We start from the raw sequence: 20,379 nt of genomic DNA on the forward strand, positions 1-20,379 counted from the left end.
GCCGCCGCCCGCGACGCGTTGACCGTCGCGGGCGGCGATTCGACACCGGACGGGCGTCGGCCGCAGCAGGCCTGGGACGCGGCGCTCAGCTGGTTCGTCTCCTCGTACCCGCTGCTCGGCGCGTTGGCGGCCGGGATGACGCTGGTCGCCGACGCCGATCTGGCGCGCGGCTGGGATATCGCCATCGCGGCGGTCAACGCGGAGGCGGCGGAGATCTACGTCAACCCGCTGGCCGGGCTGACCCATGAGGAGTGGCGCTTCGTGCTCGCGCACGAAATGCTGCACGCCGCACTGCGACACGGCGAACGCACCGCCTGGCGCGACCCGTACCTGTTCAACATCGCGTGCGACTACGTGGTGAACGGCTGGCTGGTGGAGCTGGGAGTCGGGGTCATGCCCGAGGGCCTGCTCTACGACCCCGCGCTGAAAGGCTGCTCGGCGGAAGAGGTGTACGACCGCATCGCGACGGATCTGCGGCGATTGCGCAAGCTCGCCACGTTGCGCGGGCGCGGCCGCGGCGACGTGCTCGGCGAACCGCTGCCGCACTCCGGCGGCGCGGGACGCTACGTCGACCTGGACGACTACTACCGCAACGCGCTGACCACCGGCCTGGCCTATCACCTGAACAGTGGGCGCGGTTACCTCCCCGCCGCGCTGGAAGAGGCGATCCGCGCCATGGACCAGCCGCCGCTGCCGTGGGACGCGCAGCTGGCGCACTGGTTCGACGAGCACGTCCCCTCGGTCGACAAGCGCCGCAGCTATGCCCGCGCCTCCCGCAGGCAGGCGTCGACGCCCGACATCCCCCGCCCCGCCTGGGTGCGGCCGGAGGAGAGCGCGCGGCTGCCGACCTTCGGCGTCGTCCTCGACACCTCGGGCTCGATGGACGCGGCGCTGCTCGGAAAAGGCTTGGGCGCCATCGCTTCCTACGCGCTGGCCAGAGACGTGCCGCGCGCCAGGGTGGTGTACTGCGACGCCGCGGCCTACGACGCCGGATACCTGCCGGTCGAGGAGATCGCGCGCGGCGTGCGCGTGCGCGGCCGCGGCGGCACGGTCTTGCAGCCCGGAGTTCGGCTGCTCGAACGCGCCGACGACTTTCCCGCCGACGGACCGATTCTGATCATCACCGACGGCGCCTGCGATGTGCTGCGGGTGCGCCGTGAGCACGCCTACCTCGTGCCCGCGGGCGCGTCGCTGCCGTTTCGGCCGAATGGTCCGGTCTTCCGGATGCGGTGAGCCGGGTGTCCGAGGACGGCGTCGGTAGCTCTCGCTCGGAGTATCGAGAAAGGGCACCCTAACCCCGTCCGGAATGCGAGCATGGAAGGGCTGTCTCACGATCGCCGCGGCGAAAGGTGGTGGGGTGTGGCCGAGTTCGTGCAGGAATACGCCGCGTTGCGGTGGTCGGTGGTGGCGGCGTTCCTGGTGGCCTCCGCGATCGTGACGTTGCGGTTGGCGGGACCCGTTCGCGGGAACGCGGGCTCGGTCGATGAGGGGATAGGTGGTGCGAGAATCCTCGAATCGCCCGCGGGTTCGAACCGGGTTGCTTCCCAGCGCATCTCATCTCACCCGCAGGCCGCACACCAAGAGTCGGACGCCGCCCATCTGGTCATGTGCCTGATCATGCTGGCGATGCTGCTCTTCCCGACCGGAGCCAGCCCGCACGCCGTGCGTGGCGTGCTGATCGCCATGACGGTCGCGTTCGGCGCGCTGCTCGTCGGCCGGATCGTGGAATGGCGCGCGACGCGCGAGAACGCCTCGGCGGGACAGATCTTCGCGATCGGGTATCACGCGTTCGCCGCCGCGGCCATGCTCTACGCGATGTCCGGGCATTCGGCCGCCGGCCATGCGGGACCGCCGCCCGTCGCGGCCTCTGCGCTCGCCGCGCTTTTCCTCGCCGACGCGCTCGCGGTGCTGTTCCTGCGCGGCGGCGGATGGCACCGGATCGCGCACTCGGTCGGCGCGATCCGGTCGGCGGCCGTCGTGCCGCACGTGGTGATGGATCTCGGTATGGCGTACATGCTCGTCGCCGCGGCGCTCGGATGAGACCGGGAATCAGATTTCTACGACGGTGTCGGCGACGACGCGACCGCCGAGACGCACCCAGCCGTCGGAGTCCCACTCGGTGAACAACTGCGAGCCCTGGCCCTGCGTGATGATCAGGCTGCGGCGCAGCCGAGCGGTGAGCGCGACCGCTGCCGCGCCGGTGGCCTCGTCCTCTTCGATGCCCATGGTGGGAGCGAACATTCGCGAACGCAGCGTGGCACGGTGCTCCTCGGTCCAGCACCACAGGTAGTGCGGTCCACCGGGAAACTCCTCGGGCCGCGCCGCGGCCAGCTCGTCGAGGCTGTCGAGCTGATGGAAGGTGAAGTCCGGCGCCCACTCGCCGCGCGCCTTGATCCAGGTCAGGCCGTCGGCCACCTCGACGGGCACCGGTCCGGCGGGCATGTCGAGCACTCGCACGGGGATGCCCTGTTCGGCGAGCCACCACGCGGTGCCGACCGACGGATGTCCGGCGAACGGGAGTTCGACGGCCGGGGTGTAGATCCGCATGCGGGCGATCTCGGCGACCGGGTCCTCGACGACGACCGTCTCGCTGTAGCCGGCCCGCGCCGCGAGAGCCTGCGGATCGGTCTCGCCGACGTCCTTCGCACGGGCGATGCCCAGTGGATTGCCGAGGCGTCCGGTCGCATCCGTGAATACGCGCACCACCTCGACCCGCGTGCCCATGGCTTCCGGTTCATCCTGTGTGCCCATGCACGCGAGCCTACCGGCTCGTACCATCGGCTACCGCAGAGCAAACGTGGCGCCGATCACTCCCGGGCGGGGCCGGTCGAGGTGGAAAATGCCGGAAGCCCCGTCCGAGAAAAGACGGGGCTTCCGGGTCGTCGCGGCGTCAGACCGACGCGGCGGCGAGCGTCTCGGTGGACTGGACGGCCTGGCCGACACCGGCCACGATGGCGGCGGCGCGCAGCGACTCGAAGATCACCTCGCGGGAGACACCGGCCTCGCGCAGGGTGTGCTCGTGCGCCTCCAGGCAGTGGGCGCAGCCGTTGATCGAGGAGACGGCGAAGGACCACAGCTCGAAATCGGCCTTGTCGACGCCGGGAGTGCCGATGATCTGCATGCGCAGACCGGCCCGCAGGTCGTCGTAGCGGCCGCCGAGGAACGCCTTGCCCCGGTAGAACACGTTGTTCATGCCCATGATCGAGGCGGCGCCGAGCGCGGCGTTGTACGCCTCCGCCGACAGGATGTCGGCGGCTTCCTCGGCGATCTCACGTAGCGTGGTCGCCGACCGGGTCGCGGCCGCCGACGCGAGCAGGGTGCCCCACAGCTGCTGTTCGTTCAGCACGGTGGTGCGCGCGATCGATGACAAGTTGAGCTTGAGGTCCTTGGCGTACTCGGGAAGGGAGTTCTTCAGGTTCTCAATGCTCATTCGACGTTTCCTCTGTGTGTGTCAGGCCCGGCGAGCGCGGGGATGTTCTCGAAGACGCTCCCCGCCGGAGCGGGGAGCGGGATCTGTTCGGGGAGTGGGTGTTCCGGATCAGACGCTGGCGGCGAGGAGCTCACCGGCGTTGATGGTCGGGTCGCCCTTCTTCCAGTTGCAGGCGCACAGCTCGTCGGACTGCAGGGCATCGAGCACGCGCAGCACCTCGTCGACGTTGCGGCCCACGGAACCGGCGGTGACCGAGACGAACTGGATCTCGTTGTTCGGGTCGACGATGAAGGTCGCGCGGTCGGCAACACCGTCGGCGTTGAGCACGCCGGTGGCGGTGGCCAGCTCGCGCTTCAGGTCCGACAGGATCGGGAACGGCAGGGTCTTCAGGTCCTCGTGCTGCGCGCGCCACTGGAAGTGGACGAACTCGTTGTCCACCGAGGCGCCGAGCACCTGCGCGTCGCGGTCGGCGAACTCCTCGTTCAGCTTGCCGAACGCGGCGATCTCGGTCGGGCAGACGAAGGTGAAGTCCTTCGGCCAGAAGAAGACGATCCGCCACTTGCCCGCGTGATCGTCGCTGGTGACCTGGGTGAAGTAGTCGTCAGGCTGCTGAGCGTCGACCTTCGACAGATCACCGCCGATGACCGCGGTGAGGTTGTATGCCGGGAACTGGTCGCCGATGGTCAGCAGGGCCATGCTTTGTCTCCTCGTCCTTCGTGGGGTTTTGGGCGTGCGAAGTTCTCTGTGATCTTGCACAAAGGGCAGTGAAAGGTAAAGGTGATCAGTCGCACTACACTGATAGGCGTGACTGATCAGACTTATCAGCCGACACTTTCGCAGCTGCGTGCGTTCGTGGCGATCGCGGAATACCGGCATTTCGGCACCGCGGCCGCCCGGCTCAGTGTGAGCCAGCCCACGTTATCGCAAGCATTGGCCGCGCTCGAAAACGGACTGGGACTCCAGCTGATCGAGCGCAGCACGCGCCGCGTCCTCGTCACCGCGGCCGGAATGCGGTTGCTGCCACAGGCGATGGCGACGCTGGAGGCCGCCGACCGCTTCGTCGCCTCGGCCACCGGCGACGGGCTCGGCGGCACGCTGCGGATGGGGATCATTCCGACGGTGGCGCCCTACGTGCTGCCCGCTCTGCTGCCCGAGCTGCGCAAGCGACTGCCCGCGCTGGTGCCGCAGGTCGTCGAGGACCAGACCGCGCGTCTGCTGGAGGGATTGCGCACCGGCGTGCTCGACGTCGCGCTGCTCGCACTGCCCACCGAGAACCCGGGGTTGGTGGAGATTCCGCTCTACACCGAGGAATTCGTGCTGGTGACCCCGCGCGGCCACGCGCTGGCCGGGCGCAAGGACATCGCGCCCGCGGTGCTCGGCACGCTGCCGCTGCTGCTGCTCGACGAGGGGCACTGTCTGCGCGACCAGACGCTCGACCTGTGCCGTTCGGTCGACGTCCACCCCGGCGCGGTCGGCGACACCCGCGCCGCCTCGCTCGCCACCGTCGTCCAATGCGTCGCGGGCGGCCTCGGCGTCACGTTGATCCCGGAAATGGCCGTGCCCGCCGAAACCGCCAGGGGCACACTGGAGACCGCGCGCTTCGCCGATCCGGCGCCCGGCCGCACCATCGGTCTCGCGTTCCGCGCCTCGAGCGCCCGCAGCGACGACTACGAATACCTCGCCGCCATCATCCGCGCGCATCGGCCGATGTGAGGCATCGAGCGGTCCCCCGTAACGAGCTCTTCGTGGCATTGACCGCGGGTTCGGCGGCTGGGACGCTCGGCTGGTGCGGATTCACCACCTGAACTGCGGGTCGATGACGTTGGGCATGGTCGACCACTGCCTGTTGATCGAGACCGATACCGGGCTCGTCCTGGTCGATACCGGCTACGGCCTGGAGTGCGTGCGAGATCCGGGACGGATGATGGGGCCAGCGCGATTCTCGCTGGGCGCCAAGCTGCTCGAACGGGAGACGGCGATTCGGCAGATCCAAGCGCTCGGCTACGACCCGGCCGACGTCCGCGACATCGTGCTCACCCATCTGGATCTGGACCACGCGGGAGGGTTGGTCGATTTCCCGGACGCGACCGTGCACGTGCACGGCCCGGAACTGCGCGCGGCGAATTCGTCGAAGGGGTTGTTCGACCGGCTGCGCTACCAACCGGCGCAGTGGGCGCACCGGCCGAAGTGGCTGACCAACGAGATCGACGGCGGCGCGGACTGGTTCGGTTTCCGCGCGGTCCGCGACCTGCCCGGCCTGCCCGCGGAGATTCTCGTCGTCCCGCTGTACGGCCACACCGAGGGACACGTGGGCGTGGCGGTCGACACCGGCGACGGCTGGCTGCTGCACGCGGGCGACGCCTTCTACGTCGGCAGCGAGATCGACCCGGTGCACCCGCGAACCCCGCTGATCTGGCAGTTCATGGAGTTGCGTTCGCTCGGCTCGAACGACTTCCGGCAGAACCGCGAACGTCTCCTCGAACTCAATCGGGCGCACGGTGCGGAGATCACCGTGTTCTCGTCCCACGACCCCGACGCGTTCGCCCGGCTGACGGGGCGGGGCTGACGCCGTTCCGGTTCGCCTGGTGGAACGGTCGGTGGCGGTGGGGATCAGGCGCGGCGTCGAATGGGGCAAACTCGAATCGGGCACAGTGGTGACAAGGCCGGAGAGGAGTGAGGTGTGGAGGTGATCGGCAATCGCCCCGGTGGACGCCTCGCGCGGGTGTCCACAACCGAGCACGCGCTCTTCGTCTACGGCACCCTGCAATTCCCCGAGGTGCTGCTCCCGTTGCTCGGACGCTGCCCCGATCTAGCGCCCGTCGAACTGACCGGATGGCGGGCGGCCGCGCTGCCCGGCCGGGTGTATCCAGGGCTGGTCTCCTCGGTGCGAGCGACGGTGCGTGGCGTCGTGCTCTCGGGTTTGAGCGCGGGGGAGTGGGCGGTACTGGATGCCTTCGAGGACGACGAATACGACTTGCGCCCGGTGGATTTCGGCGACGATCCTGGCGCGCGCTGGGGGCGTCGGCCGGAGAATCCCGATCTCGCGGGAACCGCGCGCTCTGCACCAGGCGTGGTGTGGACCTACGTGTGGACCGCCGATGTCACCCCGCACGACTGGCGCGCCGAGGAATTCGCCGCCGAACATCTGACCGTATTCGCTACCCGGTGCGCGGGCTGGCGCCGGACTATCGAACCCACCGATTGCAATTCCTAGACGACCGGTCGTATATTTCTTCGCATGGCACGACCGCGACGCAGTGACGACACCCGCCAGCTCCTGGTGGAGGAGGGCGCCGCCGGTTTTCTGGCGAACGGCTACCACGGCACCGGCATCAAGCAGGTGCTCGACGCGGTCGGCGTGCCGAAAGGCTCGTTCTACAACTACTTCGACAGCAAGGAGAGCTTCGGGCAGGCGGTCATCGACTACCACTCCCGCTGCATCCAGCGAAACCTCGCCGAGGCGCTCGGGCCCGCCCCCGATCCGGTGACCGGGTTGCGGACTTTCTTCGCCAAGCAGATGGACGAGTTCGTCGAAACCGATTTCACCGGTGGGTGTTTGATCGCCAACCTGGGCGGCGAGCTGGAGGGCAGCGAGACGCTGCGCGAGTCGCTGTCCGGTGCGTTCCGCGGCTGGCGCGACGGCGTCGCCAAGGCGTTGCTCGAGGCGCAGGAGCGCGATCTGGTGCGCGGCGACATCCCGGCCGAGGAACTCGCCGACCTGCTCATCGAGTCCTGGGAGGGGGCGGTGATCCGGATGAAGATCGACCGCTCGCTGGAACCGCTGCACAAGTGCCTGCGGCGTCTCCTGGACGACTACTTCCGCCCCTGAATTCGCTTGCCCAGCAGGGCAGCTGACTACTTTGTCTATTCCAAGACGACCGGTCGTATCATATGAGAAGGGAATCAACATGACAGCCAAAACGGTCATCGTGACCGGATCCTCCAGCGGGATCGGTCGCGATGTCGCACGGGCGCTGGTGGCCCGCGGCGACAACGTGGTGATCAACGGGCGCGACCCGGACAAGCTCGCCGCGGTCGCCGCCGAGCTGGGCGCGCCCGAACGGGTGGCCGAGGTGATCGGCGACATCGGCTCGGCCGCAACGGGTTCCGCGCTCGTGCGGACCGCGGTCGAGCGGTTCGGCCGGGTGGACGTGCTGGTGAACAACGCGGGCATCTTCGGAGCCAAGCCGTTCGTCGACGTCACCGAGGCGGAACTGGACAGCTACCTGAACGGCAACCTCAAGGGCACCTACTTCACCACCCAGGCGGTGGTGCGCAGGCTGCGCGAGCAGGGTGGCGGCGGCAGCATCGTGAACATCGGCACCGTGCTGATCAACCACGCGCTCGCCGGGCTGCCCGCCTCCGCCGCGCTGGTCAGCAAGGGTGGCGTACACGCGCTCACCACCAGTCTCGCGGCCGAACTCGCGGTCGACGGCATCCGGGTCAACCTGGTCGCGCCGGGCATCGTCCGCACCCCGCTCTTCGGTGACGGCGACGAAAAAGCCTCGGGCCGTTTGGCTTTGCTCAACCGTATCGGCGAGGTCGCCGAGACCACCGCAGCCGTCCTCTATCTGGCGGACGCGGAATTCACCACAGGCCATATCTTCCCCGTCGACGGCGGGTTCATCTCCGGGAGGGCAGCGTAATGCCGTACGTCAACATCAAGGTCACCGACGAAGGCGTGACCGCCGAGCAGAAGATCCAGCTCATCAAGGGCGTCACCGACCTGCTTCGGGAGGTGCTCGGCAAGGATCCGGCGAGCACGTTCGTGGTGATCGACGAAGTGCCGCTGACCGATTGGGGTGTCGGCGGGATGAACGTGGCGGATTGGCGCGCGCGCAATTCCTGAGCGGGACGCCCGGCGGACGCGATCGGCCCGGAACGCGGTTCCGGCCTCGCGCCGCCGGGCGTCGGCGTTTCCGGGTGGTTCGCCGCAGGGCGGCGCGGCGGGAAAGCGGTCGCACGGCAAGGGATTCGGGTACCGTATTCGGCACGGCGTTGCGTTACGGAGAGTGCCCGCGATCTCACAGTGTCAGTGCACGATCCAGCTCGACGGAGGGGAGCTGCGATGCCATCGCTTTTGGAAATCACCACTCATTTCTTCTTACAGGTCGCCGTCATCCTGGTGACCTATCGCCTGCTCTGGCCGGTGTTCCGCCGGTTGGGTCAGGTACAGGTCGTGGCCATCATGGTCGCCGGATTCGTTTTGGGGCCTTCGATTCTGGGCCTGGTCTGGCCCGAGGCCCAGGAATGGCTGTTCCCGACCACGCTCGCGGTGGGAGGCGCGAGCATCACGCACCCGAACCTGACCGCGATCTACGTCGTGGGCCAGCTCGGTCTGGTGCTGTACATGTTCCTGGTCGGCGCATCGTTCAAGGTGGACATCCTGTCCTCGCACCTGCGCAAGGCGGGCGCGACCTCGACCGCGGGCGTGGCCGTGCCGCTGGTGCTCGGCGGCGCGCTCGGCTGGTGGATGGTCGGCAGCGGTGGATATTTCACCGACAAGGTGGAGCAGTGGCAGGGCGGGCTTTTCGTGGCCGCGGCCGTCGCCATCACGGCGTTCCCGATGCTGGCCTGGATCATCTACGACTCCGGGCTGCTGAACACACGGCTCGGCACCATGTCGCTGGCGTGCGCCGCGGTGGACGACGCGTGCGCCTGGATCCTGCTGGCCACCGTGGTCGCCACCACCAAGGACAGTATGAACGGCGCGTTCCTCGCTGTCGGCGGCGGACTGGCCTACCTGCTGTTCATGATGTTCGTCGCGCGGCGCTGGCTGGCCAGGCTCGAGACCTGGCAGCCCAAGCGCGGCGACACCGAGCGCGCGGGCGGATTGCCCATCGCACAGCTGTCCGTTGTGCTGCTGGTGGTGCTGCTCGCCAGCTGGTTCACCGACTGGTGCGGGATCTACTCGGTGTTCGGCGCGTTCGTCGCGGGCGCGGTGATGCCGCGCGGCCACCTGCTCGACACCATCCGTGCGCGCTTCGAGCCGCTGGTGGCCTACTTGCTGCTGCCCGCGTTCTTCATCTACTCCGGCCTGAACACCGAACTCAGCCTGATCTTCGAACCGGAGGTCCTGCTGGTGACGGCGATCGTGCTGATCGTCTCGTTCGTCGGCAAGTTCGGCGCCGTCGGACTCGCGGCGCGCTGGCAGGGCATGAGCAAGCGGGAGGCCGCGTCGATGGGCGCGCTGGCCAACGCCCGCGGCCTGATGGAGCTGATCCTGTTGAACATCGGTCTCGGGGCCGGGCTCATCACCGGTGAGCTGTACACGATCCTGGCGCTGATGACGATCATCACCACGTTCATGGCGACGCCGGTGCAGCGGATCTTCGAACGCAGCGCGTGGAAGGCCGGTCTGGTCTTCGGCCCGGACGGCGAACAGCCCAAGCCGGAGACGCCGGGGAAGGAGCCGGGCGGCGAGCCGGAGCGTTCCGGCGAACCGGCGCCCGTCGCCACGTGAGCGGGCGCTAGGCCGACCAGCGCGGCCGCTGGGTCGATTCGCGCCGCCGTTGGGTCGATCGGTGCGGGCGCTGGGTCGATTCGCGCGGCTGCTGGGTCGACCGGCGCGGGGCGCTGGGGCGATCGGCGCGGGCGCGCATGAACCGCGCCGGTCAGGCCTCGGCTCGCCGCGGGGCGCCGGAAAAGACGAATCGCACCGGCGCCGAGGATGTCGAAACTCCTTGGCGCCGATGCGATTCGGCGTTCGTCGGTGGGGACCTATTCGGCCGCGCGCAGCGCGTGCGGTTCGATGGCGCCGCGCACCAGCGCGCGACCGTCGATGGTCTCCGCGCGGTAGGGCAGGGTGGCCAGGCGGTCGACCATGCCGGGCACCGGGTCCTCGATCGCGTCGACGAGACCGAACAGGAACGACCACTCGTGCTCGTCGCTGCCGTAGTGCACGACCGTGCCGAACTGCTCGTGGAAACGCTGCCAGGACCGCTTCAGGGTCTCGTTGCGCCACATCGTCGCGCAACCCGCCTGCGCGCTGAGCACGCCGCCCGGCGCGAGCAGGGCTCGACATCGGGACAGGAACTCCGACTCGTAGAGCCGGTTGTGCTGCGCGTCCTCGACCCGCTCGTCGGGCAGATCGATCACGATGACGTCGTAGCGGGTGCCCGCCTGCTGCGCGTTGGCCAGGAAATCCCAGCCGTCGGCGTAGTGCACCTTGATCGGGCCCTCGCCCGCGACCGCCGCGGCGAGCTCCTCGGTCGTGTAGCCGTAGGGCAGGTGTTCGGCGCACAGCTCGACCTCGAGCTGGTCGATGTCGACGTGGTCGACCAGGGTCGCGCCCGCGGCCACCGACATCTGGCTCGCGACGCCCTCGCCGGAGCCGATGATCAGCACGCTGTCCAGCTTCTCGGCCAGCACGAAGGCGGGCACCATCATCGCCTCGTGGTAGGTCAGCTGGGAGAACTCGGTGGACTGGCGGTCGTCGTCGGAGAACAGGCTGATGCCCTGTTCGGTGCGCGCGATGACCATGTGCTGGAACGGAGTATTGGTGTCGACGATCACATCGTGCAGATCCCAGATCCGGGTCAGGCCCGCGCCCACCGGCTCCTCGATCTTCTGCGCGCCGTGCCCCCGCTGGATGACCTTCATGCGAACGTCTTTGGGAGACAGCTTGTCCCGCAACATCTCGACGGCCTTCGTCGCGCCCGCGCCGATGCTGCCGCAGGTGAAGACGTCGACGAAGATGTCGCCGGACTCCGGATAAGTGTGAATCGAGGCGTGGGACTCCGACAACAGCGCGAGGACGGTCACCCCCTGCGGATCGAACTTCTTGTGAACGACATCGCAGATGGTGACGCCCGCCGCGATCAGAGACTCACGCAACGCCGATTCGAGTCGTTCGAGATCGTCGCAGAGATCTGCGTCGACACCACCGAACTCGGCCAGCACATGCCAGCCGGTGAATTCCGCCGTCATAGGCAAACTCACTCTCGCTCAGCGCCCGAGACATGAACGGTCAAGGGCGGAAAACCATTGAAGGACACCGACGAATAGCTCGCGGTATAGGCGCCGGTGTCGAGGATCGTGATGCGATCACCGGCTCGCAACGTGGTCGGCAGAAGGACCCGTGTGCGTTGATACAGTACATCGTCGCCGTCGCAGGTCGGACCGGCGACCACCGCCTCGTCGACGGGGTCTCCGTCGCGTTCGGTGACGAACCGGTAGGCGATGTACTCGTTCTCGGTCTCGGCCATTCCGTTGTAGCGGCCGATGTCGAGATACACCCAGCGCCGTCCGTCCGGCGCGATACGGACGCCGACGACCTCGGCGTGAATGGTGCCCGCGTTGCCGACCAGCGCGCGACCGGGTTCGACGACCAGTCCGGCGGTTTCGGGCAGGAATTCGGCGGCGGCGGCGTTCACGACCGCGGCGATCTCGCCGAGCGCGGGGGCGGCCTCGGCGTAGGAGATCGGCAGCCCACCGCCGATGTTCACCGAGGTGATGTGAATGTCTTTGGCGGCCAACGCTTCCGCGATCTCACCGGCCTGCTGGATGCCGATCCGCCATGCCGCGGGATCCAGCTGCTGGGAGCCGACGTGGAAGTAGGGTCCGGCCACGACCAGCCCCAGATCGCGGGCGCGCACCAGCAGGCGCAGCGCCTCGGCGGGCGAGCAGCCGAACTTGGTGCCGAACGGCGTCTGCGAGGCGGGAGTGGCGGCGAGGAAGCGGCATTCGACTTCCGAACCCGGTGCGTGCTCCACGATGCGCAGCAGATCGTCCTCGGTGTCGAAGGCGTAGCGGCGCACGCCCTTGGCGTAGGCGCGGGCGATGTCGGCGGCCTTCTTGATCGGGTTGCCGTAGCAGAGTTTGTCCGGCGCCACCCCGAGGTCCAGGCACAGCTCGATCTCGCCGATGCTCGCCACGTCGAATTCCGCGCCCTCGGCATCGAGCAGAGTGATCAACTCCGGCACCGGGCTCGCCTTCACCGCGAAGCGAATGCGTGCCTTGTCGTCCCCGCGGACGGTGACGGCGGCATCGAGCGCGCGGTAATTTTCGCGAACTCGCTCGGAGTGGATGACAAGGTACGGAGATTCGGGCATAGTTGATCTTTCGCGTGGGCAGCAGCGGAGAGAGTATCAGCGGCCCCTACCCAGATACGAATCCGTCGAAACCCGTATTCGAGCAGGGGCTGCCCGCCTACCCTTCGGACACCGTGACCTCGTCGAACACCACCTCGCCCGCGGCGTCGGACGCGGCGAGATCGACCACCGCCTCGATCGACCAGCCGTGGTCGCCCGCGGGGTCGTCGAGAACTTGCCGCACATGCCAGAAGCCGGGTCGCTGCTCGATCTGGAACAGCTGGGGACCGCGCGCGTCGGGGCCGGTGCCGATGCGCTCGTACTCCTCGAAGTAGGGGGCCAGCTCGTCCGCCCAGTCCGGGCCGGTGCCGAGCTCGGCCAGATCGTCCCAGCGCCGCAGCGCGGCCAGCTCGACGCGGCGGAACATGGCGTTGCGCACCATCACGCGGAAGGCGCGCTCGTTGGCGGAGATGGGGCGGATGGTCTCCGCGCCGAAGGCCAGTTGCTCGGCGTCGGTTTCCGCACCGGGGCTGGTCAGCTGCTCCCATTCGTCGAGCAGGCTCGAATCCACTTGCCGGACAAGCTCACCCAGCCACTCGGTGAGGTCCTCGAAATCCTCGGTGCGCGCCGCGTCGGGCACGGTGCGGCGCAGCGCGCGGTAGGCGTCGGCCAGGTAGCGCAGCACCACGCCCTCCGAGCGGGCCAGCTCGTAGTGCGAGATGAGCTCGGCGAAGGTCATCGAGCGCTCGATCATGTCGCGCACCACCGACTTGGGGGAGGGCGCGAACTCCGAGACCCACGGATGTCCCGCGCGGTAGGTCTCGTAGGCGGGCTCGATCAACTCGGCCAGCGGCTTGGGCCAGGTGACTTCCTCGAGCAGCTCCATGCGCTCGTCGTACTCGATGCCGTCGGCCTTCATCTCGGCGACGGCCTCGCCGCGTGCCTTGTGCTGCTGGGCCATCAGCAGCTGGCGGGGGTCTTCCAGGGTCGACTCGATGAGCGAGACCACGTCGAGGGTGTAGCCGGGGGAGTCGCGGTCCAGCAGGTCGAGCGCGGCCAGCGCGAAGGGCGAGAGCGGCTGGTCGAGGGCGAAATCGCGTTGCAGGTCGACGGTGAGGCGGGCGTAGCGGCCGGTGGCGTCGGGTTCGGGCAGCTGCTGCACCACCCCGGCGTCGCGCAGCGCGCGATAAAGGCGGATCGCGCGCAGGATGTGCCTGCGTTGCGCGGGGCGCGGCTCGTGGTTGTCCTCGAGCAGATGGCGCATGGCATGAAAACAGTTGCCCGGCCGGGCGATCACGTTGAGCAGCATCGCGTTGGTGACGTTGAACCGCGACACCATCGGCTCCGGCTGGGCCGCCACCAAGCGGTCGAAGGTCTCCTCGCTCCAGGAGACGAAACCCTCCGGCGGCTTGCGGCGCTGCACCTTGCGCTGCTTCTTGGGATCGTCGCCCGCCTTGGCGAGCAGCCTGGCGTTCTCCACTTCGTGCTCGGGCGCCTGCACCACCACGGTGCCCATGGTGTCGAAGCCGGCGCGTCCGGCCCGTCCCGCGATCTGATGGAACTCACGGGCCTTGAGCCTGCGGGTGCGCACGCCGTCGAACTTGGTCAGTCCGGTCAGCAGCACGGTGCGGATCGGGACGTTGATGCCGACGCCGAGCGTGTCGGTGCCACACACCACCTTCAGCAGACCGTCCTGGGCCAGCCGCTCCACCAGCCGACGGTATTTCGGCAGCATGCCCGCGTGGTGCACGCCGATGCCGTGCCGGATCAACCGCGACAGGGTCTTGCCGAAGCCCGCGGCGAAGCGGAAGTCGCCGATCGCCGCGGCGATGGCGTCCTTCTCCGCGCGGGTGGCGAAGTTCACGCTGGTCAGCGCCTGCGCTCGCTCCAGCGCCGCGGCCTGGGTGAAGTGCACCACGTAGACCGGCGCCTGGTGGGTGGTGACCAGCTCCTCCAAGGTCTCGGTGATGGGCGTCCGCACATACGAAAAGCTCAGCGGCACCGGGCGTTCGGTGCCCGCGACGATCGCGGTGCCGCGACCGGTGCGGCGCTCCAGGTCGCGGGCGAAGAAGTCGACCTCGCCCAGGGTCGCCGACATCAGCAGGAACTGCGCGCGCGGCAGCTCGAGCAGCGGCACCTGCCAGGCCCAGCCGCGGTCCGGGTCGGCGTAGAAGTGGAACTCGTCCATGACCACCTGGCCGACCTCGGCGTCCGCGCCCTCGCGCAGCGCGAGATTGGCCAGGATCTCGGCGGTGGCGCAGATGATCGGCGCGTCGGCGTTCACCGACGCGTCGCCGGTGACCATGCCCACCTTGTCGGCGCCGAACACCTCGCACAGCGCGAAGAACTTCTCGCTGACCAGGGCCTTGATCGGGGCGGTGTAGTAGGTGCGCTGCCCGCGGGTCAGTGCGAACAGATGCGCGCCGACCGCCACCAGCGACTTGCCGGAACCGGTGGGCGTGGCCAGGATGACGTGCGATCCGGACGCCAGCTCCAGCAGCGCCTCGTCCTGCGCGGGATACAGCGGCGTGCCCTGCTCGGCGGCCCACATGCCGAACGACTCGTAGAGCGCGTCGGCGTCGGTTCCTGGAATGTCGAGCAGTTCGGTCAGATCCACTCCGACCAGCTTAGGGCAGGCCTCGCCACGGCCGTCACCGCGATCGGCGCGCCGCGGCGCCGGCGTCTAGGTGTTGTCGCCGTCGTAGCCGCCCTGCTCGGCGAGGAAACGCTCGAACTCGGCGCCCAGTTCGTCACCGCTGGGCAGCTCGCCGTCACCGGCCAGCAGGCTGGACTGGCGCTCCTGGGAGGTGACGAAGCTGTCGTACTGGCGCTCCAGCGCGTGCACCACCGTCTCGACCTCGGAGTTGCCCGAGATGTGCTCGTTGACCTGCTCACGGACGCGCGCCGCGGCCTCGCCCAGCGCGGCGAGCGGCAGCTCCAGGCCCGCGTTCTCGGCGACGTTCTCCAGCAGCGTCTGGGCGGCCTCCGGGTAGGCGGTCTGGGCGAGATAGTGCGGCACGTGCACCGAGAAGCCGACGGACTCGTGCCCGTGCTGGGCCATCCGGAACTCCAGCAGCGACGACGCGCTACCCGGTACCTGCAACTCTCCCGGCCACCGCTGGTGATCGGAGATCAGGTCGCGATCCGAGGAATGCGCGGTGACACCCAACGGGCGGGTGTGCGGAATCGCCATCGGAATCGCGCTCAGGCCGATGCTGCGGCGCACGCCGAGCTGTTCGGCGAGCAGTCGTACCGCGGTGGTGAACTTCTCCCACCGCAGATCCGGCTCCAGACCGGAGAGCAGCAGGAACGGGGTGCCCGCGGTGTCGCGCAGCGCCCACAGGTTCAGCTCGGGTTCGGCGTAATCGGCGAAATGATCGGTTTTGAACGTCATCAGCGGACGGCGGGAGCGGTAATCCAGCAGTTCGTCGACGTCGAACGAGGCGACCAGTTCGCTTTCCAGGCTTTCGCGCAGGTGCGCCGTGGCCAGGCGGACGGCGTGCCCGGCGTCGGTAAAGCCTTCCAGCCCGTGCACGAGGACCGGACCCGCGCCGTCGGCGGACGACAACTGCGGAGCGGGGAACTCCAGCTCGTACATTCGCGACTCGTAGTCCATCGCGTCACTCCTTCCTGCGCGGTCCACCGCGGCGGCCGATCGAGGGCAGCACCGCGGGGAACCCATGTCCATTGTCCCCCATGGCGATGTCGCGCACCGCGCACGGTGCGGACACCGACCCATAGAACGAGCCAACAGCGCCCGAACGCCCGGCATTCCCCACCGGGTAGATACCTGTATTCCCTCGTCGCGACGGGTGACACCGGTTACGGCGAAATCGGGTCGGGTGCGCGCAGGTCGTGTGTGCGGGTCGGCGTGGCGCGGGAAGCGCCGAACCCGCTTTTGGCACAGTGGGCGGTGTGACTGTGCCGGATTCGACGGGACGCACGCGCGCGCTCGGCGCCTGCGCGGCGGCCGTGTGCGCGCTGCTGCTCACCGGGTGCGGATCCACCGTGACCGGGCAGCCCGTCGCGGCGCGGCCATCGACCGTGCGGCATATCGCCGCCGGACTGACCACGCTACTGCCCGAGCCCGCGCAGTTCCCGGCGCGCTATCCCGCGGTGGTGCTACCCCCGGAGGCGGCGGCCCAGGCGGCGGGAGACCTGAACGGCGTGATCCGCGGCGCGACCGTGCGGCCGGAGGGCTGCGCCCCCGACGAACAGCAGTTCGGCCCCGACCACACCGCCATCGCGGTCGGCAGCGACGAGACGTCGCGCGCCACGCTCACCGTCGAGCTCACCCGGACCAGACAGCCGCTGTCTACGCTGCGCGAACAGGTGCTTCGCTGCGGCGAGATGCGGGTGGCCAGGGCCGGGGCGACCACAACGGTGTCGACCGAGCTGGATCCGCCGCCGCCGCTCGACGCCGACGACACGCTGGCGCTGCGCCGCACCGTCGCCCCCGACGTCGGGGGGCCCGGCCTGACGCAGACCATGCGGACGCTGGTCGGGCAGGTGGGCGATGTGCGAATCGCGGTGACCTACATGACATTCAGCGACGCGCCGCCGGACACCGCGGCGCTGGACGAGTTGTTCACGACGGCGGTGCGGAAGGTGCGCGAGGCGTAGGCGGCCCGGTCGAACGGGGCCGTGTACTCGCCCGGTCCGACAATCAGTGCCACCGGGTGGGGCTGTCGCGGTGCTTCGTACACAGGCTGCGGGTTGTCCACAGGGGAGCTGTTCGCGCAGGTCGGGCGATCGGCGGCCGGAGGGGCGATGCGCACTATGGCGACATGACGACTTCAGCGAATCCGCCACTCGGCGCGGGCGCCCGGCGCGGCGGCGAGGGCAGCGAATCCGTCGATCCGCCCGGCCGCTACCCGGGCGACCCGATGCGTTCCGAGCTTCCGCCGGGGCGGGTGCACTGGCGGCCGCCGCACCAGCGATTGTGTCTACGGCCATCCGCCGCCGGTTCGCGAATCCGCCGGACGGGGAACGGCGACGACTCGGGGCCGAGCGCGGTGTTCGCGCAGCCGTCACCGCTGTACCGCGCCGGGTATTCGGCGCGACCACTCCGGGTGGACGATCCCGGAGAACTCATCGCCGCGCTGCCCGCCATGGTGGGGTTCTACCCGCATCGCTCGCTGGTCGTCGCGGTGCTCGGGCCCGCCGAACCGGGCGCGAGTCACGGAATCGCGGCGGTGCTGCGATTCGATCTCGAGCCGGTCGGCGCGCGCCGCGGTCTCGTCGGGTCGTTCGCGGACCTCATCGGGCAGATCTGCGCCGCCGAGCGGGCGACGGAGACGCTCGCGGTGGTCGTCGACGACCGGCTCGGCGGACCGCTCGGGAAGGCGGGGCGCGGGCGGCGTGGTTCGCCGCCGGGGGCGTTGATCGCCGCGCTGGCCGGTCGGCTCGGCGCCGACGGCATCCGGGTCGGCGGCGCGTGGGCGGTGACGGCGATCGAGGAGGGGCGACCGTGGTGGAGTCTGCGGGGCGGGTCCGACCGCGGCACGGTACCCGACCCGAGCGCGTCCACGGTGGCGCTGGCGCACGTGCTGGACGGACGGCCGATCCTGAGCTCCCGCTCGGAACTCACCGAGCGGGTGGCCGCGGACTCGGCGCTGTGCGCGGAGGTCGGCGCGCAACTGGACAGCGCCGTCGCGGCGGCCAGAGACCGGTTCGCCAGGGCGGTGCGGCACGACGACGTCACCGGCTATCGCAGGCGTGCTTTGGAACACGTGCTGTGGCAGGTGGCCAATATCGAATCCGGCGCCGTGCTCGCCGCGCCGGAGATCGCGGAAGTCGTTGCCGCGCTGCGTGATCGGGTGGTGCGCGACGCGATGTTCGCGTTGGCCGCCTCCGATCACGCGGCGGCCGCGGAACGGCTGTGGCTGACCCTCGTCCGCGGTCTGCCGCCCGGGCGGGACCGCGCCGAGATCGCGGCTCTGCTCGGCTACAGCGCCTATTTCCGTGGCGACGGACCGTTCGCGGGCATCGCCCTCGAGGCGGCGTTGGCGGCCGATTCGGGCAACGCGATGGCGATCCTGCTGGAAACCTCGCTGCGCGCGGGCATGCGCCCCGAACAGTTGCGCAGGCTCGCCAGCAGCGGCCGTGACGCCGCGGCTTGGCTGGGCGTCGACCTCGGACCTGTTGTCCGATGAGGCGGCGCGCCTGTGTCTCGATGAGGCGCGCCGATGCCTTGCCGCGGCGGCTGCGTCTTCGATACGTCGAGTGGCTACTTCGCGCTGTGCGCGCGTTCACCCAGCGAGCGCAGGAACTCCCAGGCGTCGGCCACGATCTTGTCGAGATCGTTGTGCTCGGGCCGCCAACCGAGTTCGCCGATCGCCCGTTCGCTGGAGGCGATCAGTGTGGCGGGGTCGCCGGGACGGCGCGGCGCGTCCTGCGCGGCGATGGGCAGGCCTGTGACGCGCTCGCACGCCGAAATCACCTCGCGCACCGAGAAACCCGCGCCGCTGCCGAGGTTGTAGACACGGTGCGCGCCTGCCTCGGCCGAGCGCAGGGCCAGCAGGTGGGCCTCGGCGAGATCACGGATATGGATGTAATCGCGCACCGCGGTGCCGTCGGGAGTCGGCCAGTCGGTGCCGAAGACGGAGATCGCCTTGCGGTGCCCGAGCGCGACCTGCAGCACGAGCGGAATGAGATGCGTTTCGACCACGCGGTTCTCGCCGAGCCCGCCGTAGGCGCCCGCGACGTTGAAGTACCGCAGGCTGGTCGCGGCCAAGCCGTGCGCGATCGAGTAGGAGGTGATCGCGTGATCGATGGCGAGCTTCGACGCGCCATAGGGGTTGGTCGGCCGGGTCGGCGCGTCCTCGGTGATCGGTACCTGCTCGGGTTCGCCGTACACCGCGGCGGTCGAAGAGAACACCAGGCGCGGCGTGCCCGTCAGCCGCATGGCCTCGAGCAGCTCCAGCGTCTTCACGACGTTGCCTTGCCAGTACTTCTCCGGCTGCTGCACCGATTCTCCGACCAGCGACTGCGCCGCGAAATGCAGGACGCCGTCGAAGGTTTCGCCGCGCAGCAGCGCGGGCGCGGCCTCGGCGACATCGCCCTCGACGAACCGCGCACCGGACGGGACGCCGTCGGCGTTACCGGTGGACAGATCGTCGACGACGACCACCTCGTGGCCGTCCTCCAGCAGCACCTGCGCGCAAACGCCCCCGACGTAGCCCGCGCCACCCGTGACCAGAAGTTTCACGGATCAGACCAGCTTCACCTGGACGGCGTGGGCCATTTCGTCCGACAGCTCGAAGCCGCTGTCGTGGCCGGGCACGCTGATGACCACGGAACCGGGCTTGGTCTCGACGGTCACTCGCGCGTCGGGTACCACACCGGCCTCGCGCAGCTGGCCGATGACCTCGGGGTCGGTCTGGATGTGCTCGGCCAGGCGGCGCACGACGACGGCGTGCAACTGGCCGTGCGGCAGATCCGAGAGCCGGACCAGGGTCTCCTCGACCGTGACCGGCGCGGTGATGCCCAGCTCGTCGAGGCCGGGAATCGGGTTGCCGTACGGCGAGGTGGTGGGGTGGTTGAGCACCTCGACCAGACGCCGCTCGACGTCCTCGCTCATCACGTGCTCCCAGCGGCACGCCTCGGCGTGCACGTTCTGCCAGTCCAGGCCGATGATGTCGACCAGGAGACGTTCGGCGAGCCGGTGCTTGCGCATCACCGCGACGGCCATGCTGCGGCCCTTCTCGGTGAGCTCGAGATGGCGATCGCCCGCGACCAGCAGCAGCCCGTCGCGCTCCATGCGCGCGACCGTCTGGCTCACGGTCGGGCCGCTCTGCTCGAGGCGCTCGGCGATCCGCGCGCGCAGGGGCACCACGCCCTCCTCCTCGAGGTCGTAGATGGTACGGAGGTACATCTCCGTGGTGTCGACCAGATCCTTCACCTGTTACCCCTTCG

The 20,379-nt window shown here is 69.3% G+C and carries 20 protein-coding genes; 11 read left to right on the forward strand and 9 right to left on the reverse strand.

What is annotated here, in order from left to right; genetic code table 11:
• Positions 1 to 1,233: hypothetical protein (locus tag AB0H49_RS31430; RefSeq protein ID WP_357256391.1), on the forward strand; the 1,233-nt coding region annotated here is incomplete at its 5' end.
• Between the two features lie 126 nt (positions 1,234 to 1,359).
• Positions 1,360 to 2,040: a DUF5134 domain-containing protein gene (locus AB0H49_RS31435; RefSeq protein ID WP_357256392.1), complete on the forward strand. Its 681-nt coding sequence runs from the start codon at positions 1,360 to 1,362 to the stop codon at positions 2,038 to 2,040.
• Between the two features lie 9 nt (positions 2,041 to 2,049).
• On the opposite strand, the gene AB0H49_RS31440 is transcribed toward AB0H49_RS31435, so the two are convergent.
• The 3 genes from AB0H49_RS31440 to AB0H49_RS31450 form a co-directional block, all read right to left on the reverse strand.
• Positions 2,050 to 2,724 (reverse strand): PhzF family phenazine biosynthesis protein, encoded by a 675-nt coding sequence (locus AB0H49_RS31440; protein WP_354999859.1) that lies wholly within the window; start codon positions 2,722 to 2,724, stop codon positions 2,050 to 2,052.
• Between the two features lie 166 nt (positions 2,725 to 2,890).
• Complete coding sequence (locus AB0H49_RS31445) at positions 2,891 to 3,430, reverse strand: carboxymuconolactone decarboxylase family protein (RefSeq protein WP_253808802.1); 540 nt, start codon at positions 3,428 to 3,430, stop codon at positions 2,891 to 2,893.
• Positions 3,431 to 3,538: 108 nt separating this feature from the next.
• Positions 3,539 to 4,126, reverse strand: a complete 588-nt coding sequence (locus AB0H49_RS31450) for a peroxiredoxin (protein WP_354999558.1) — start codon at positions 4,124 to 4,126, stop codon at positions 3,539 to 3,541.
• A 108-nt stretch (positions 4,127 to 4,234) separates the two neighbouring features.
• Between AB0H49_RS31450 and AB0H49_RS31455 the strand changes: the two genes are divergently transcribed.
• The 7 genes from AB0H49_RS31455 (at position 4,235) to AB0H49_RS31485 (ending at position 9,893) form a co-directional block, all read left to right on the forward strand.
• Entirely contained in the window at positions 4,235 to 5,143 is a 909-nt protein-coding gene (locus AB0H49_RS31455; protein ID WP_354999559.1) for a hydrogen peroxide-inducible genes activator, read from the forward strand.
• 73 nt (positions 5,144 to 5,216) lie between these two features.
• The gene (locus tag AB0H49_RS31460) at positions 5,217 to 5,996 is read left to right on the forward strand and encodes an MBL fold metallo-hydrolase (RefSeq protein ID WP_357256393.1); all 780 of its coding nucleotides are present in this window, start codon (positions 5,217 to 5,219) and stop codon (positions 5,994 to 5,996) included.
• A gap of 120 nt (positions 5,997 to 6,116) precedes the next feature.
• The gene (locus AB0H49_RS31465; protein ID WP_357256394.1) at positions 6,117 to 6,644 is read left to right on the forward strand and encodes a gamma-glutamylcyclotransferase family protein; all 528 of its coding nucleotides are present in this window, start codon (positions 6,117 to 6,119) and stop codon (positions 6,642 to 6,644) included.
• A 24-nt stretch (positions 6,645 to 6,668) separates the two neighbouring features.
• Positions 6,669 to 7,259: a TetR family transcriptional regulator C-terminal domain-containing protein gene (locus AB0H49_RS31470; protein ID WP_357256395.1), complete on the forward strand. Its 591-nt coding sequence runs from the start codon at positions 6,669 to 6,671 to the stop codon at positions 7,257 to 7,259.
• 79 nt (positions 7,260 to 7,338) lie between these two features.
• Positions 7,339 to 8,076: an SDR family NAD(P)-dependent oxidoreductase gene (locus AB0H49_RS31475; RefSeq protein ID WP_357256396.1), complete on the forward strand. Its 738-nt coding sequence runs from the start codon at positions 7,339 to 7,341 to the stop codon at positions 8,074 to 8,076.
• Positions 8,076 to 8,279 (forward strand): 4-oxalocrotonate tautomerase family protein, encoded by a 204-nt coding sequence (locus tag AB0H49_RS31480; protein WP_357256397.1) that lies wholly within the window; start codon positions 8,076 to 8,078, stop codon positions 8,277 to 8,279. The genes AB0H49_RS31475 and AB0H49_RS31480 overlap by 1 nt, the downstream gene beginning before the upstream one ends.
• Before the next feature lie 219 nt (positions 8,280 to 8,498).
• On the forward strand, positions 8,499 to 9,893 hold the full coding sequence (locus tag AB0H49_RS31485; protein WP_357256398.1) for a cation:proton antiporter: 1,395 nt from the start codon (positions 8,499 to 8,501) through the stop codon (positions 9,891 to 9,893).
• 257 nt (positions 9,894 to 10,150) lie between these two features.
• Here the strand turns inward: AB0H49_RS31485 and speD are convergent, their stop codons facing one another.
• From speD to AB0H49_RS31505, 4 genes are all read right to left on the reverse strand, one after another.
• A complete protein-coding gene (gene speD / locus AB0H49_RS31490; RefSeq protein ID WP_357256399.1) occupies positions 10,151 to 11,359 on the reverse strand; it encodes an adenosylmethionine decarboxylase in 1,209 nt (402 codons plus the stop codon).
• Between the two features lie 8 nt (positions 11,360 to 11,367).
• A complete protein-coding gene (locus tag AB0H49_RS31495) occupies positions 11,368 to 12,483 on the reverse strand; it encodes a type III PLP-dependent enzyme (protein ID WP_357256400.1) in 1,116 nt (371 codons plus the stop codon).
• Positions 12,484 to 12,580: 97 nt separating this feature from the next.
• On the reverse strand, positions 12,581 to 15,079 hold the full coding sequence (locus AB0H49_RS31500; protein WP_357256401.1) for a DUF3516 domain-containing protein: 2,499 nt from the start codon (positions 15,077 to 15,079) through the stop codon (positions 12,581 to 12,583).
• Positions 15,080 to 15,145: 66 nt separating this feature from the next.
• Positions 15,146 to 16,078 (reverse strand): PAC2 family protein, encoded by a 933-nt coding sequence (locus AB0H49_RS31505; protein ID WP_357256402.1) that lies wholly within the window; start codon positions 16,076 to 16,078, stop codon positions 15,146 to 15,148.
• Between the two features lie 299 nt (positions 16,079 to 16,377).
• On the opposite strand from AB0H49_RS31505, the gene AB0H49_RS31510 reads away from it, so the two are divergent.
• Positions 16,378 to 17,085 carry a sensor domain-containing protein gene (locus AB0H49_RS31510; protein WP_357256403.1) on the forward strand — a complete coding sequence of 236 codons (708 nt, stop codon included), beginning with the start codon at positions 16,378 to 16,380 and terminating at the stop codon, positions 17,083 to 17,085.
• Positions 17,086 to 17,249: 164 nt separating this feature from the next.
• A complete protein-coding gene (locus tag AB0H49_RS31515; RefSeq protein WP_357256404.1) occupies positions 17,250 to 18,617 on the forward strand; it encodes a DUF4192 domain-containing protein in 1,368 nt (455 codons plus the stop codon).
• 74 nt (positions 18,618 to 18,691) lie between these two features.
• Here the strand turns inward: AB0H49_RS31515 and galE are convergent, their stop codons facing one another.
• Both galE and AB0H49_RS31525 read right to left on the reverse strand, forming a co-directional pair.
• Positions 18,692 to 19,672: a UDP-glucose 4-epimerase GalE gene (gene galE / locus AB0H49_RS31520; RefSeq protein WP_357256405.1), complete on the reverse strand. Its 981-nt coding sequence runs from the start codon at positions 19,670 to 19,672 to the stop codon at positions 18,692 to 18,694.
• Positions 19,673 to 19,675: 3 nt separating this feature from the next.
• On the reverse strand, positions 19,676 to 20,365 hold the full coding sequence (locus AB0H49_RS31525; protein ID WP_354999571.1) for an iron dependent repressor, metal binding and dimerization domain protein: 690 nt from the start codon (positions 20,363 to 20,365) through the stop codon (positions 19,676 to 19,678).
• Between the last annotated feature and the right edge of the window lie 14 nt (positions 20,366 to 20,379).

Source organism: Nocardia sp. NPDC050713 (genome assembly GCF_040654315.1).
Taxonomy (GTDB): Bacteria; Actinomycetota; Actinomycetes; order Mycobacteriales; family Mycobacteriaceae; genus Nocardia.